Annotated in this window: 15 protein-coding genes; 10 read left to right on the top strand and 5 right to left on the bottom strand. The window is 45.0% G+C overall.

Going from position 1 to position 14,393, the window contains the following annotated elements; all coding sequences use genetic code 11:
* Positions 1-202: 202 nt before the first annotated feature.
* Both ribH and ACT6R0_RS10185 read right to left on the bottom strand, forming a co-directional pair.
* Positions 203-697 carry a 6,7-dimethyl-8-ribityllumazine synthase gene (gene ribH, locus ACT6R0_RS10190; RefSeq protein WP_444652341.1) on the bottom strand — a complete coding sequence of 165 codons (495 nt, stop codon included), beginning with the start codon at positions 695-697 and terminating at the stop codon, positions 203-205.
* A 1-nt stretch (position 698) separates the two neighbouring features.
* Positions 699-1,484, bottom strand: a complete 786-nt coding sequence (locus tag ACT6R0_RS10185) for a tetratricopeptide repeat protein (RefSeq protein ID WP_444652342.1) — start codon at positions 1,482-1,484, stop codon at positions 699-701.
* 145 nt (positions 1,485-1,629) lie between these two features.
* Between ACT6R0_RS10185 and recF the strand changes: the two genes are divergently transcribed.
* The 8 genes from recF (at position 1,630) to ACT6R0_RS10145 (ending at position 9,737) form a co-directional block, all read left to right on the top strand.
* Positions 1,630-2,709 (top strand): DNA replication/repair protein RecF, encoded by a 1,080-nt coding sequence (gene recF / locus ACT6R0_RS10180; RefSeq protein ID WP_444652343.1) that lies wholly within the window; start codon positions 1,630-1,632, stop codon positions 2,707-2,709.
* 63 nt (positions 2,710-2,772) lie between these two features.
* Entirely contained in the window at positions 2,773-3,444 is a 672-nt protein-coding gene (locus ACT6R0_RS10175) for a DUF2461 domain-containing protein (protein WP_444652344.1), read from the top strand.
* 96 nt (positions 3,445-3,540) lie between these two features.
* Positions 3,541-4,554, top strand: coding sequence for a UDP-N-acetylmuramate dehydrogenase (gene murB, locus ACT6R0_RS10170; RefSeq protein WP_444652345.1), 1,014 nt, complete (start codon positions 3,541-3,543; stop codon positions 4,552-4,554).
* 326 nt (positions 4,555-4,880) lie between these two features.
* Positions 4,881-5,537 carry a hypothetical protein gene (locus ACT6R0_RS10165; protein ID WP_444652346.1) on the top strand — a complete coding sequence of 219 codons (657 nt, stop codon included), beginning with the start codon at positions 4,881-4,883 and terminating at the stop codon, positions 5,535-5,537.
* Positions 5,534-7,024, top strand: coding sequence for a LytTR family transcriptional regulator (locus ACT6R0_RS10160; RefSeq protein WP_444652347.1), 1,491 nt, complete (start codon positions 5,534-5,536; stop codon positions 7,022-7,024). The genes ACT6R0_RS10165 and ACT6R0_RS10160 overlap by 4 nt, the downstream gene beginning before the upstream one ends.
* 92 nt (positions 7,025-7,116) lie before the next feature.
* Entirely contained in the window at positions 7,117-8,223 is a 1,107-nt protein-coding gene (locus ACT6R0_RS10155; RefSeq protein ID WP_444652348.1) for a glycosyltransferase, read from the top strand.
* A 38-nt stretch (positions 8,224-8,261) separates the two neighbouring features.
* Positions 8,262-8,789, top strand: a complete 528-nt coding sequence (locus ACT6R0_RS10150) for an RNA polymerase sigma factor (protein ID WP_444653167.1) — start codon at positions 8,262-8,264, stop codon at positions 8,787-8,789.
* Between the two features lie 108 nt (positions 8,790-8,897).
* Positions 8,898-9,737, top strand: a complete 840-nt coding sequence (locus ACT6R0_RS10145; protein ID WP_444652349.1) for an energy transducer TonB — start codon at positions 8,898-8,900, stop codon at positions 9,735-9,737.
* A 32-nt stretch (positions 9,738-9,769) separates the two neighbouring features.
* Here the strand turns inward: ACT6R0_RS10145 and ACT6R0_RS10140 are convergent, their stop codons facing one another.
* Positions 9,770-10,240 carry a protease complex subunit PrcB family protein gene (locus ACT6R0_RS10140; protein WP_444652350.1) on the bottom strand — a complete coding sequence of 157 codons (471 nt, stop codon included), beginning with the start codon at positions 10,238-10,240 and terminating at the stop codon, positions 9,770-9,772.
* 147 nt (positions 10,241-10,387) lie between these two features.
* Here ACT6R0_RS10140 and lipA point away from each other — a divergent pair, with 147 nt between their 5' ends.
* Complete coding sequence (lipA, locus tag ACT6R0_RS10135) at positions 10,388-11,278, top strand: lipoyl synthase (protein ID WP_444652351.1); 891 nt, start codon at positions 10,388-10,390, stop codon at positions 11,276-11,278.
* Positions 11,279-11,315: 37 nt separating this feature from the next.
* Complete coding sequence (gene gap, locus ACT6R0_RS10130; protein WP_444652352.1) at positions 11,316-12,317, top strand: type I glyceraldehyde-3-phosphate dehydrogenase; 1,002 nt, start codon at positions 11,316-11,318, stop codon at positions 12,315-12,317.
* Positions 12,318-12,359: 42 nt separating this feature from the next.
* Here gap and ACT6R0_RS10125 read toward each other — a convergent pair whose 3' ends face one another.
* On the bottom strand, positions 12,360-13,172 hold the full coding sequence (locus ACT6R0_RS10125; RefSeq protein WP_444652353.1) for a purine-nucleoside phosphorylase: 813 nt from the start codon (positions 13,170-13,172) through the stop codon (positions 12,360-12,362).
* Positions 13,144-14,169: a tetraacyldisaccharide 4'-kinase gene (gene lpxK / locus ACT6R0_RS10120; protein WP_444652354.1), complete on the bottom strand. Its 1,026-nt coding sequence runs from the start codon at positions 14,167-14,169 to the stop codon at positions 13,144-13,146. The genes ACT6R0_RS10125 and lpxK overlap by 29 nt, the downstream gene beginning before the upstream one ends.
* Between the last annotated feature and the right edge of the window lie 224 nt (positions 14,170-14,393).

The following is a 14,393-nucleotide window of genomic DNA, read 5'->3' as shown; positions in this document are numbered from 1 at the left end:
CAATAACGTAATGTAATGTTACATTCAAAAATTATTGTCTATAGCTTTTTTCTTACATAGAACATAATAAATAGTCATATATCGATAAAATTTGCCTTTTGCCTGAAAAAATAAAACACTATAACAGTAACTTGTGATTTTTGTAACAAAAAAGCCTTTCCATTACGGAAAGGCTTTTAGTATGTAAAGATCAAATATTTTATCAGAGCGCGGACAATTTTCGCAATTCGGCCATCCTGATGGCGACAATAGCTGCTTCGGTACCTTTATTCCCATGGATGCCCCCGCTTCGGTCTATAGCCTGTTGCAGTGTGTTATCGGTAAGGACACAAAATACCACAGGCACATCGGTCTGCACGTTAAGGTCCTTTATACCCTGCGCTACCGCTTCGCATACAAAATCGAAGTGCTTGGTCTCACCCTGTATCACGCTGCCTATGGCAATTACGGCATCTACTTTTTGGGTTTCGATCATCCTTTTCGAACCATATATCAATTCGAAGCTGCCAGGCACCTGCCAGGTAACGATATTATCCTCCCCTGCCCCATTTTCAAGCAATGCCTCAATAGCACCATTGTAAAGGCCGGACGTTATATCTTCATTCCACTCTGAAACAACGATCCCAAACCGAAGATCTTTCGCGTTTGGGACCGTGTTCTTATCGTAATGTGATAAATTTTTATTTACTGTAGCCATGTTATTCAGCCATTGCTATGTGGGCGTCTATATTCATGCCTTCAGGAGATGTTTCATACTTCTCCTTGATGTCGTTAAAATACTTCAGTGCTTCTGCTTTCTTATTAGCTGCAAGCTGCAATTGTGCAGCCTTGAACATAAAGCGTGGGGCTGTAACTTCATTATCACTCGCCTTAACAGCTTTCTCGTAGTATTCAAGGGCTGACTTGTTATCTTTCAATTGTGCAAAAGCATCGCCTGTTCCGCCTAGAGCCATCGCACTAAGGATATCATCCTTAGTCTTGAATTGCTCAAGATGCTCTACCGCTTCTTTAAATTTACCTGTATTAAGGTAAGCCATGCCCGCATAGTAGTGTGCAAGGTTGGCCGCATCAGTACCTGAATAATCATTTATGATGGAAAGGAAGCCTTTTTTACCTTCGCCGCCTTTCAGGGCAAGGTTATACAAAGAGTCGTTTGCGACCTGGGCATTCACAGCCTGGTCAAAATACTGTTCAGCCTGGAACATTTCATTTGCAGCATCATCTTCCTTAGGGCCAACAAGCATTTTATCATATAACATATAACCCACAATACCCAATGCGATAACACCAATAAAAATGAAGATCATCTTTTGGTTTTTCTGCACCCACTCTTCAGTCCTCGAAGCGCCCGCGTCTAATGAATTGAATACTTCTGCGGTCGTACTGTTGCCGTCAAAAGTCTCCTCCTGTTCAATAACGTTTTCTTCTTTTACTTCCGGTTCAGGTTTTGCAGGTTTGTAGCCCCTTTTGTTATATGTTGCCATTTATCTTATTTTAATGAGCCGCAAAAATAAAATTTTTATTGAAATTTAAAATATCTTTTGTCGTTATTTTTCAATAATTTGCAGGTTTGTTACCAAAAGGGCCTTATTTCATCCAAGGTTCTCACAATCAGGAATCCATTTGCAGATGTACTTAAAGAATCTATCGCTGCTCAATTACAAGAATATCGCTGAGGCCGCTTATGAGTTTGACACCAAGATCAACTGCTTTACCGGCAGGAACGGTGTGGGCAAGACCAACGTGCTCGATGCTGTATACCACCTCGCATACGGCAAAAGCTATTTTAATCCCCTGGCATTGCATAACATAAAACACGGCGAGGAATTTTTCATGATAGACGGCACGTTCGAAAAAGATGGACGCAAGGAGCAGATAGTATGCAGCCTCAAGAAAGGCCAAAAAAAAGTACTGAAGCGCAATGGCCGTATTTATGATAAATTCTCCGAACATGTCGGCCTCATCCCGCTGGTGATCATCTCCCCCTCCGACAGCGACCTTATCATTGAAGGCAGCGAAACGCGCCGCCGCTTCATAGACAGTGTAGTATCGCAGCTTGACACTTTGTACCTGCAGGAACTTATCAATTACCAAAAAGTGCTTGCCCAGCGCAACGCCCTGCTGAAGTATTTTGCGCTGAACCATACTTTTGACCGTGACACCTTATATATATATAATGAGCAGCTTGATGCCATGGGCCACAGCCTGTTCGAAAAAAGGAAGCAGTTCCTGGAAGACTTTATACCCATTTTCAACAAGCATCACCAAACCATAACCGATTCGGCAGAAAATGTGAGCCTGCGCTACGATAGCCAGCTGCACGAAAAACAGCTTTCTTCCCTTTTTGAAGAAAGCCTACAGCGCGACCGGGTACTGCAATATACAAGCATGGGGATACACAAGGACGATCTTGCCTTTGAAATAGATAGCCACCCGATCAAAAAATTCGGGTCACAGGGCCAGCAGAAGTCATTCCTCATCGCGCTAAAGCTTGCCCAGTTCGAGTTCATGAAAAAGCAGGGAGGCGTACTGCCGATACTCCTGTTTGACGATATTTTTGACAAGCTTGACGAAAACCGCGTATCAAAGATCGTTAAGATGATCGATGACAAAGTCTTCGGGCAGATATTCATATCCGATACGCACCCCGAAAGGACGGAAGGCATTATAAAGGAAACGCATCAAAGCTACCGCATTTTTAATTTGTGAACAATTATTGATCATTGCCGCAAGGTTTGTAATTTGGCTTTTCTAATTTAGAATTTTAATACTATGGTAACACAAGCTTCGCTCGATTTCCTAAATGACCTCAAGAACAATAATCACCGTGACTGGTTCCAGGCAAATCAGAAGCGATATGACGCCTATAAAAAGGGATATAAACAGCTTGTCGCCGATCTTGTGGCCGAATTGATTAAGGGCGATGAAACCCTTAGCCAGCTTGAATTCAAAGATTGCTCTTTCCGGATCAACAGGGATATCCGTTTTTCTAAGGACAAATCCCCTTACAAAACCAATATGGGCATCTGGATGAGCGCCGGGACGAAAAATACCAACCTTGCCGGGTACTACGTACATATAGAGCAGGGCGCTTCGTTCATAGCGGCCGGGATCCACTGGCCTGACGCTGCCGACCTGAAGAAAGTGCGCCGGGAAATTGACGGCTTTCACGAGGACCTGGAAGTAATTGTGGACGATCCGAAATTTAAACAGCTATTTGGCGACCTGGATAAGGATGAGAACAACATGCTGAAAACCATGCCGAAAGGCTTTACAAAAGACCACCCCGCTATCGGGTTCCTTAAGCTCAAAAGTTTTACCGCGACCGCAAAACTGACCGACAAAGAGATACAGGATAAGGACTTTGTGAAAAAAACAGCTAAAAAACTGTTGGTTTTGAAACCTTTAGTGGAATTTTTAAACCGGGCGCTTACAACTGAGTAGATCATTTCAGATCTTGATCTCAGCCTCACTCATGCCCAAAATGGATCGTGCTTTAATTTCATTTAAAAACTTACTTTTGCAGTTCAAATCAACGCCATGGATATCATTTCACATTACCCGCTTAAAAATCACAATACTTTTGGGATAAGTGCTTTTGCAAAAGAGTTCGTACAGGTGCATACTGTTGCCGAACTGGCTGAAACACTGCGTGAAAACTACGGCAAAAAGCTTTTCATACTTGGAGGTGGCAGCAATATGCTGCTTACCAAAGATATTGACGCGCTGGTGATACACGTAGACCTTAAAGGCCGCGAAGTGATAAATGAAGCCGATGGATATGCGCACGTTAAGGCCATGGCGGGCGAGAACTGGCATGAATTTGTATTGTACTGTATCGAAAATGATCTTGGCGGGCTAGAGAACCTGTCCCTCATTCCGGGTAACGTTGGCACCACTCCCATACAGAATATAGGAGCCTACGGGACTGAGATAAAAGACACCTTCGTATCCTGCGAAGCCATGGAGATCGCCACACAACAGCTGCGTACTTTTACAAAAGAAGAGTGCGAATTTGCCTATCGTGAAAGCATATTTAAAGGTGTTTTGAAAGACCGCTATGTTATCGTATCGGTAACCTTCCGCCTCACAACAATTCATCACAAGATAAACATCTCCTATGGCGACATTGCCGCCGAGCTTACTAAAAATGGCGTGGCCGTACCTACCATAAAAGACGTAAGCAATGCAGTGACCGCCATCCGCCAAAGCAAGCTTCCAAACCCTAAAGAACTGGGCAACAGCGGCAGTTTTTTTAAAAACCCCATTATTACTGCAGAAGAGTTTGAAAAGGCGTCAACACTGCACCCTGAAATGCCGCACTATCCCGTATCTGACACACGGGTAAAAGTCCCCGCAGGCTGGCTTATTGAGCAAAGCGGCTTTAAAGGCAAACGATTTGGCGATGCGGGCGTACATGCCAAACAAGCGCTTGTATTGGTCAATTATGGCAACGCTAACGGACAGGAGTTATTAGATCTTTCAAAAAAAATACAGCAAACCGTATTGGACAATTTTGGCATCAGCATCGAAGCCGAGGTGAACATAATATAATTTTTATCTGACAAATTTAGAGCCTGGGATCGCTTTGTGTAATATGATCATATCTCGTTCCCTGAAATTGATAATGAGGTAGATCTCCCATATTGACTTTTACATTAGCGAAATGGTTATCGTATCATTTTATTCCTTACATTTAATATGTTAATTCTGATTAAAAAACGACAACTGCCATTCACGCTGTTTTTTATGCATTTCACGACATTTTTTTTGTATTAGCCTTATTTAGTTGTTGTTTTGGACCACGGTAAACTGCCCGGCATCTTATGCTGAAGATGTAAAATTACGACCAACCACCAATTAACCTTAATACAAAGATCATGAAACTACGTTACCTTTTGCCATTTTATGCGCTGCTTATAGGAATATCATTCTGTTGCAGGAAGATCTCTGATGAGAAGGAAGAAGCCGCGAAAAACGAGAAACAGGAAGCTGTTAAAACAATGGCTGCAACATCTGCCCAGCCCATAACAGGAACACTTGAATTGGACGAACGCTCAGGAACTATCTATGCCGATCTTTACATCAACGTGCCCAATGCTGATTTTAAGTACGACGAAAACTTCATGCCCCTGCAAACAAGCGAAAAATTCAAGGGCGTAACCTTCCGTTACCACGATGCCGTAAACAACACACGAGACGATGGCAACGGATCGGTACCACTGCATGTTACGTTCAACTTTAAGAATACCAACAAGTGGGTAGAAAATGACTCTGTCAGGGTAATGAGCCTTGATGAGGATACCGAAGCCACTTTTACTGCTCTCAAGCCCTACTTTGAGTCCAGGATGGACCATTTTAAAAATTCGGTCACTACATATTCCGCACTGGTGCTCTTTAACGAAGACTGGAACAAGCTCAATCCCGGTAACCAGGTAAATCCTGGCGGAAGCGCCAACAGCAGCACCCCGCAAAAGAACTTTACCCCACGTATAACGCGTGATGACAGCATACTGTCGCTCAAACTGAAAAAATGAAAAAGGTCCTGATCTTACTGCTCCTTGCCTGCCCTGCCCTCTATGCGCAAAAACTTGACGCATGGGTATCGCGGGAAGCAGAGGAGGATCCGAAGGAATACATACGTAAAGCAGCAAAAATAACACCGGCAACGCCTGCCGAGGCGGCCGGGAACCTATTTGTACTGGGGCGCTGCTACCACTATCTGAACAGGGAAGACCTGGCGCTGAAATATTTCCTGCTTTCTAGAGCCGCTTTTGAAAAGCTGCGGCTGGAAGAACCTGCAAAGGACCTTTCCCTCGAAATCCACAGAGTTATATCGTCGCAGGAAAATTACGAAAAGTATGGGGATTCTTTCCTCAACGAATATTTCACGTACGCTAAAAAAACCGGTTCGAACGAGCGGCTTGCCTACGCCTGCAACGAATTTGCAAAGGACATGTATGCCAAATTCGATTTTGAAAGGCGAAGCAACATGGCAGTCCTCGACAGCGCCTCAGCTACATTTAAAAAAGGGCTCAATTATGCAGGCCAAACTAATAACAGCTTAGTAAAAGCAAAGCTATACACCAATCTGGGCGCACTCGAAACTACCCGGGGCAACTTTTTGGTCGGGCGGGACTATTATGACAGTGCCATAGGGTTTGCACAGGATTCTGGTGATAAATATGAGCTTTTCATAGATCACTTCAACTATGGCAACAATTACTTCCTGCAGGAAAATTACATAGAGGCCATTTTGTGGTTCAAAAAGGCCGAAATGATACCTATACCTAAATTCAGGGCAAAGGCAACACGTGTGCTTTATAAAAAGCTCATGGAGTCGTATGATGCTCTTGACCAACAGCCCAACAGGCGAAAATACCAGTCAATGTATACGGAACTCGATAATGCCATAAAAGACGAGGAACAGAATATTGCCATCCATGACATCAATGTAAAATACCAGGTCGAGGAAAAAGACCGGCAGATAAGCTCACTGGAGCAATTTAAAGACAAATTTCACAAGAACAGGTTAATATTCGCGGTATTGCTTTTCCTGGTGTTCCTGTTAGCCATGTACTCATTTGTCCGTTGGAAGAAAATAGACTACCGCAAGAGAAAGCTTGAAGTGGAAAAGCAGGAGATACAGGCCGAAAAAGAGGAGATCCTTGCAGAGAAAGAAGAGATCGAAGAAATACACCATAAGACGGTAGAAGAACTCGAAAAAGTAAAAAGCATTGTCACTGAAGGATTTATTGTGCTCAAGGATAAAACAAAGCTATACCTCAATGACCTGATGTACATTAAAGCGGAGGACCATTACCTTCACGCCTTCAGCAACGATGGCAGCAGCCACTTTGTAAGAGGGAAGCTATCTCAGATACTTGGTGAACTGCCTCCTAATTTCGTGAAATGCCACCGCTCATACATTGTAAATTCCAATTACATACAGTTTGTCCAGCAGGGAGCATTAACCCTTAAGAACAAGGAGGAAATACCCACCTCGAGGGGCTTCAGGCTATAATTACCTATTATTTAAAACCAATTGTATTTTTAAATACTATATGCAGGCATATTTTCATTAATTTTGCCGCAAATTGTAATTGAAGAGGCCTAATGCTGAACATTATTTTTTACGTATTTTGTGGTATCGTGTTGCTCCAGGTGTGCTATTACCTGGCCATACTTGGAAAATTTGCTTTCGCGAAGGTTCAGGCCACCAATCCAAAGCGCATTCCGGTCTCTGTGATCGTATGCGCGAAAAATGAAGCGGAAAAGGTCAAAAAGCTTGTTCCGCTTTTAGCAGCCCAAAACTATCCCGACTTCGAGATAGTATTAATAGACGATGCTTCTACCGATGAGACCCTTGATATTTTTGAAGAGTTCGAACAGCAGTACCGCAATGTTAAACTTGTAAAAGTAGCTAATAATGAAGCTTTTTGGGGCAATAAAAAATATGCGCTCACACTGGGCATCAAAGCCGCTTCGAAAGAATACCTCCTGTTCACCGACGCCGACTGCTACCCCGCATCAGGGAACTGGATCACGCAGATGAGCTCTAATTTTACCCTTAACAAAACGATCGTACTCGGATACGGCGCTTATGAAAAAGTAAAAGGCTCTTTCCTGAACAAGATCATCCGTTTTGATGCCATGCTTACCGCCTCACAGTATTTTTCATGGGCAAAGGCAGGTAAGCCTTTCAACGGCGAATCGCGCAACATGGCATATAAAAGGGAGGAATTCTTTAAGGTGAACGGCTTTGTAGACCATATGAACATCCGCACCGGCGAAGATTCACTTTTCATTAACCGGGTTGCGACCAAAAAGAACATAACCACCTGCTACACGCCCGATAGTTTTACCTACAGCGAGTCGAAGCGTACTTATAGTGGCTGGAGGATGCAAAAAAGAAGGGATGTATACACGATGGCATGGTTCAGGCCGTTCGCCAAGTTCCACATACGGTTCTTCCACATAACCCAGCTGGCATTTGTTGTGCTCGCAGTACTATTGGCCGCGCTGCAGTTCAACTGGATGCTCCTTGTGCCGGCAGTTGCATTGCGCTACATCATTAACTGGGTCGTGATAGGCTATAGCGCCGCTAAGCTTCAGGAAAAAGATGTGGCCTGGTGGTATCCCGTTATGGAAATTATCCTTATCTTCACACAGGTAAATGTATTTTTGACCAATATTTTTTCAAAACCTGTGCATTGGAAGTAGATCCGGCATCGATAAAACAAAACATAGAAAAGGCAAAAATGGGTGACCAGGTTGCCTTTACTTTTTTATTGGACCATTTTTGGAACGAGGTGTACGGCTTCATGCTGAAACGTACACAAAATGAAACCGATTCGGAAGACATTACCATTGAAACTTTCGTAAAAGCATTCGACAAAATAGCCTCTTACGATCCTGAATATTCCTTTAATACATGGCTGATAGCGATAGGTAAAAATGTACACATCGACCTTTTACGCAAAAAGAAGTCGGTGCTGTTCATCGAAATAACCGATGAGGAAGACCAGCAGGCCTACCGCGTTGCCGACAGCACCCCTACTGTGGAAGACCAGCTGATAAAAGAACAAAACCTTTCCAGCCTGTTGAACTGCATTAAACAGCTGAAACCGCAATACCAGGAGGTTATACAGCTGCGCTATTTCCAGGAATTGAGCTACCAGGAAATAGCAGACCAGTTAGGCGAACCCATCAACAATGTCAAGATAAAGCTGTTGCGGGCGAAAAAACTCCTGGCCGACATCATTACCAAGAAGAAGGGAACTTCTTAAGACGCCCGGCACTACTCCGCAAACATTTATGATATTTTTTACAATATCCATAAGCACTATATCGTTTTAGTGGTATAATCTATTTTCAAACCAAAAATCACCACTATTATGTCTAAAGTAAGTGTTTTCGACCAAGGATGGATCGACCTCGTATTTGAAGGCCGTAACCATGCTTATGGCGCATACCAATTGCGCAAACAGGATTCAAGGACCACCATAAAGGCGTTTTTTACCGGCCTCGGTGTAATGAGCCTTTTAATAGGGATACCTGCAATGGCTAACTATTTAAAGAAAGATGTCCCTGACGTGATGCCTAATGACCTTCCAGGCCCTGTAATTGTAGAATTCGACGGCGATAAAACATTTGTAGAACCAAAGCCTCTGAAACCGCTACCACAAGAACCTGCTGCATCGGCACCAGCCAAAAATACCGCCACTACGGCCTTTCATGCACCGGTAGCTACAAGCGATCCTGTTACAGACCCGGCGCCTAAGACAAGTGACTTTGTGGATAGCGACCCCGGAAATATAACCTCGGCAGGAAACCCTGACAGCAGGCCCGACGGCGTACCCGATGGTACAGGCCCAAGGGACAGCATGGGAACCGGAGTTAGCACTGGTACCGGTCCCGGACTGGAAACCACTGCCACAGTAGATAAAATGCCGGGATTCCCTGGAGGCCTTGAAGCTTTCTATGAACAGGTGGGGCGCAAATACAGGGTGCCGGAGTTGGAAATGTCAAGGACATTTAAGGTATATGTATCATTCGTAGTGGAAAAAGACGGCACCATGTCTGATATCAAAGTGGCACGCGATCCCGGGCATGGCCTTGGTGCGGAAGCGATAAGGGTATTGAAGTCAATAAGAACGAAATGGGTACCGGGCCAGAAAAAAGGACAGCCGGTAAGGACAGCCTACAGCCTTCCTATTACGGTTAATGTAAAATAACAAAAGTCCCTGTGAGGGGCCTTTTTAAATTCTTATTCAAACACGACAGGCAGGTCGGTTTGTTCTATCTTCACGATGTGGAATGGCTGTGTGAGTACCGTAGCCACATTGCCCGGCCCACTATCGGAATGCTCTACATTTACCGTGATCTGCTCCCTGTCCCGGCTTACAGAGACAATGTTAATGTCATTACCCCCATTGTTCCTTAATTCATCGATCACAGCAATTACCTTAAATTGTGAAAAGTCGATGTCTGTTTCGGTAAAACCTTCTGAATACGGATTGTAAAGGTCCATTTGTGTTTTCAGGGCATTCCAGTCCGCGTCATTGTCAATAACAAGATTTGAGGCCGGAAAATTTTCGGACCCCATAAGTTCCTGGTCGCCAATTACAGTAAATTCGACAGCGATCGGGTCGTCGTTAGTGTTGAGTGCCCCGCTTTCGTCGCTTTGGCAGCTGTACAGGGAAACTGCCAGCGCAGCAGATAAAATAATTCTTTTCATAGCATAGAGAATTAGTTGATTAATAATGAGGCTAATTTAAATAAAATAATAATACTATTCTTACCTGAAATACGTTATTTCCGTCACACCTTCAATGTGCAGCAGATACGCAAATATGTAGTATCTTTGCGCCATAACGTTTTTTATATGGAAACTGTTTTAGATACCGCACGCCCTGTAGCCGCCAACGGCCAGCTCACACCAAAGCCGAAATGGCTTCGCGTAAAGCTTCCTACAGGCCAGAAATACACCGAACTCCGCGGGCTTGTAGACAAATACAAGCTGCATACCATATGCACCTCCGGAAGCTGCCCTAACATGGGCGAATGCTGGGGCGAGGGCACGGCAACCTTTATGATACTGGGTAACATATGCACCCGTTCCTGCGGCTTTTGCGGCGTAAAGACCGGAAGGCCGGAAACGGTAGACTGGGATGAGCCGGAAAAAGTAGCACGCTCTATTAAGCTGATGAACATTAAGCACGCCGTAATAACCAGTGTAGACCGCGATGACCTGAAGGACGGAGGCTCCATCATTTGGGGGGAAACGGTGAAGGCCATTCGCAGGATGAACCCTAACACTACCCTTGAAACCCTTATCCCCGATTTTCAGGGAATAGAGCGCAACATCGACCGCATCATTGAAGTGGCCCCCGAAGTAGTTTCGCACAACATGGAAACCGTAAAAAGGCTTACACGCGAAGTGCGCATACAGGCCAAATACGAGCGCAGCCTCGAAGTACTGCGCTACCTTAAAGATAGCGGCATCAACCGTACCAAGACCGGCATCATGCTGGGCCTTGGCGAAAGGGAAGATGAAGTGATACAGACGATGCATGACCTGCGCGACGTGAAACTGGATGTACTGACCATAGGCCAGTACCTGCAGCCGAGCAAAAAGCACCTGCCGGTAAAAGAGTTCATTACTCCCGAGCAGTTTGAAAAATACGAGAAAATAGGCCTTGAGCTTGGTTTCCGCCATGTGGAAAGCGGGGCTTTGGTACGCTCATCGTATAAGGCGCAGAAGCATATCCTTTAAAGTTTAAAGTTGACAGTTTACGGTTGACAGTTTAGAAATGAAAAAAACTAAAATAGCCATTAACGGTTTCGGGCGCATCGGCCGTAACCTTTTCAGGCTTTTGCTTGACCACCCTTCTATCGAGGTGGCCGCTATAAATGACATTGCCGACAGCCGTACCATGGCACACCTCATCAAGTACGACAGCATTCACGGCATATTACCCTATGAAGTTTCATACACGGAGGACTCACTAATAATTGATGGCAGGCACTATCCTTATTTCAGCAAGAAAAATGCTGCAGACCTGGACTGGAACATTATTGGCATTGACATAGTCATTGAATCTACAGGCAAATTCAAAACGCTGGAGGAAGCAGAGCAGCATATCACGGCCGGTGCAAAGAGGGTGATCCTGTCCGCACCGCCGGAAGATGATCGTATTAAGACAGTGGTGCTGGGTGTAAATGAACATATTATTGATGGTACTGAGCGTGTGATATCCAACGCCAGCTGTACAACTAATAATGCAGCTCCAATGATGAAGGTGATCAACGACCTGTGCGGCATTGAGCTGGCTTACATTACCACCGTACACTCCTACACTACCGACCAAAGCCTGCACGACCAACCACACAAGGACCTGCGCAGGGCAAGGGGCGCGGCACAATCCATAGTACCTACGACCACAGGCGCCGCAAAGGCACTTACAAAAATATTCCCTGAGCTTTTAGGCAAGATCGGCGGGGGCGGCATACGCGTACCTGTACCGGATGGGTCCCTTACCGACATTACCTGCTATGTAAAACGCGAAGTTACCATTGAGGAGATCAATGCAGCTTTTAGAACGGCTTCCGAAAGTGAACTGAAAGGCATTTTAGCTTATACCGAAGACCCTATCGTATCGGTCGATATATTAGGCAACCACAATTCGTGCCTGTTCGATTCACAGCTCACCTCGGTGATCGACAAGATGGTGAAAGTAGTAGGATGGTATGATAATGAGATAGGATACTCGTCAAGGCTGATCGACCTGATCGGGTATTGGGAGAAAAGATGAGGCAACACAGAAGTGCTGTGTCATCCCTGTTGCCTCTCTAAGCTAATACTTTATTATCAACTCCTTTATCAGTGCGCGTACTTTCGGCTCGGCAGTTCTGGCAGCAATAAGTACCTCTTCGTGGTTTACATTGTCGATAGTATCTTCGTTCCCCATATCGGTGATCACCGAGATCCCGAACACCTCCATATCCATGTGCCGTGCCACGATCACTTCGGGCACGGTAGACATCCCTACACAGTCGGCACCCAATATTTTCACCATCCGGTATTCTGAAAGGGTCTCAAATGTTGGTCCCTGCAATCCCAGGTAGATGCCATCCTTTACATCGACCCCCTGGGCAATCGCGACCTCTTTGGCCTTGCTGATCATTTTGCGGCTGTAGGGCTCGGCCATGTTGACGAACCTTGGCCCGAAACGCTCATCGTTCTTACCCCTCAGCGGGTGTTCAGGCATCATGTTGATGTGGTCGTAGATCAGTACGATGTCGCCCACTTTGTAAAAAGGATTGACACCACCCGAGGCATTCGACACGATCAGTTTCTCCACACCCAGGTGCTTCATTACCCGTACAGGGAAGGTAACCTCCTGCATGCTGTAGCCTTCGTAATAATGAAAGCGACCCTGCATTGCCACTACGCTAACGCCGCCGATCTTCCCGAAAATGAGTGCGCCTTTGTGCCCTTCTACGGTTGAGACCGGAAAGTTTGGGATGTCATTATAGGGCAGGGTAAATTCCACATCAATATCATCGGCAAACCCACCCAGGCCCGAGCCCAGGATAACACCATATTTTGGCTCGAAGCCGGTTTTCCCTGTAATGTATCTAACGGTTCGCTGTACTTGTTCCCACATGATCTAGTATTGTTTTATCAAAGTCATCGCCCCCGGCCAGGAAACGGCTCTTTATCGGCAGGTAGAACAGCTTATCTTCCGGAAGCCTCCCCTTTAGCCGCATATAGTCCTTTTCGGTCGTAATGATGATCTTATTGTTTGCTTGTTTATTTATTTCGTCAAGGTCGCTTTTTGTAAAGTCGTGGTGGTCCGGAAATGTAAGCGCTATGTCTCCATCTTTTTTTAAATGGTCGAAAAATGGCTTTGGCTTTGCTATCCCTGCGACCAGTAGCTTTGGCATCGTCCTTATTGCAGCTACCTGCCTCGCCCCGCTTTCAGAATATACTTCATCATCATAGCTGATAGCAGTAAAATAAATTTTCTGACCCGGCGCTGCCCTGAGTTTCGCCCTGATCTTTATTTGCTCTGCTCCCGAAAGGCCGGTCGGGCATTTGGTAACAATGATCACATTCGCCCTGTCAGCCCCATTCCTGCCCTCGCGCAGGTTTCCTGCCGGCAGCAAGAAATCGTCGGCATATAGGTCGCCATAAGTAGTTAGAAGTATGTAAAACCCTGCTTTTACGCGTCGGTGCTGGTAAGCATCATCCAACAGGATGACCTCAGGTTTTGGCTCCATCGCCAATAGCTTTTCGATCCCATTCTTCCTGTCGGCATCTACTGCAACCCTTATGTTTGGGAATTTAGTAAAAAACTGGAACGGTTCATCGCCTATCGTTCCGGCCGAGCATTGGCCGTCTGCCAGTACAAATCCTTTTGATCTCCTTTTGTACCCGCGGCTAAGTGTCGCTACCCTGTACTGTGAGGAAAGCAGCCGTATGAGGTATTCGGTTTGAGGGGATTTCCCTGTACCGCCGGTGCTTAGGTTACCAACTGCAATGACGGGGACCGGAAAGCCATACGATTTGAAAAAACCTTTATCATACAAAAAATTGCGTACTGCAGTTACGGCCCAATACAAAATAGATAAAGGAAATAAAAGTTTTCGCAGGAGATCCATAGTACGAAGATACGATTTTAGGTGAAAGCGTCAGAAAAAAACGGCGTATACTACAGCCTTGTTGCATTTACCTCAGTGTGTCGCCTTTTAAACAGCTTAAAACATATTAAAAATTAAACATTACGAATAATAACATTTTTTATTCAGTAAAAAACAATGTTTAACGTTTTTATTTTAGGTTTTTAGAAACTTTTTTCATTTTTTTGCTCCACGCAAACAACTAA

The organism is Flavobacterium sp. (assembly GCF_052437795.1).
Classification (GTDB): Bacteria; Bacteroidota; Bacteroidia; order Flavobacteriales; family Flavobacteriaceae; genus Flavobacterium.
This window is presented reverse-complemented; position numbering and strand designations above follow the sequence as displayed.

Coding starts and splice junctions, on each gene's coding strand:
- gap (WP_444652352.1), top strand. CDS start 11,316: ATGAAAAAAACTAAAATAGCCATTAACGGTTTCGGGCGCATCGGCCGT.
- lipA (WP_444652351.1), top strand. CDS start 10,388: ATGGAAACTGTTTTAGATACCGCACGCCCTGTAGCCGCCAACGGCCAG.
- ACT6R0_RS10150 (WP_444653167.1), top strand. CDS start 8,262: ATGGGTGACCAGGTTGCCTTTACTTTTTTATTGGACCATTTTTGGAAC.
- ACT6R0_RS10175 (WP_444652344.1), top strand. CDS start 2,773: ATGGTAACACAAGCTTCGCTCGATTTCCTAAATGACCTCAAGAACAAT.
- ACT6R0_RS10185 (WP_444652342.1), bottom strand. CDS start 1,484: ATGGCAACATATAACAAAAGGGGCTACAAACCTGCAAAACCTGAACCG.
- ACT6R0_RS10165 (WP_444652346.1), top strand. CDS start 4,881: ATGAAACTACGTTACCTTTTGCCATTTTATGCGCTGCTTATAGGAATA.
- recF (WP_444652343.1), top strand. CDS start 1,630: ATGTACTTAAAGAATCTATCGCTGCTCAATTACAAGAATATCGCTGAG.
- ACT6R0_RS10160 (WP_444652347.1), top strand. CDS start 5,534: ATGAAAAAGGTCCTGATCTTACTGCTCCTTGCCTGCCCTGCCCTCTAT.
- murB (WP_444652345.1), top strand. CDS start 3,541: ATGGATATCATTTCACATTACCCGCTTAAAAATCACAATACTTTTGGG.
- ACT6R0_RS10155 (WP_444652348.1), top strand. CDS start 7,117: ATGCTGAACATTATTTTTTACGTATTTTGTGGTATCGTGTTGCTCCAG.
- ACT6R0_RS10145 (WP_444652349.1), top strand. CDS start 8,898: ATGTCTAAAGTAAGTGTTTTCGACCAAGGATGGATCGACCTCGTATTT.
- lpxK (WP_444652354.1), bottom strand. CDS start 14,169: ATGGATCTCCTGCGAAAACTTTTATTTCCTTTATCTATTTTGTATTGG.
- ribH (WP_444652341.1), bottom strand. CDS start 697: ATGGCTACAGTAAATAAAAATTTATCACATTACGATAAGAACACGGTC.
- ACT6R0_RS10125 (WP_444652353.1), bottom strand. CDS start 13,172: ATGTGGGAACAAGTACAGCGAACCGTTAGATACATTACAGGGAAAACC.
- ACT6R0_RS10140 (WP_444652350.1), bottom strand. CDS start 10,240: ATGAAAAGAATTATTTTATCTGCTGCGCTGGCAGTTTCCCTGTACAGC.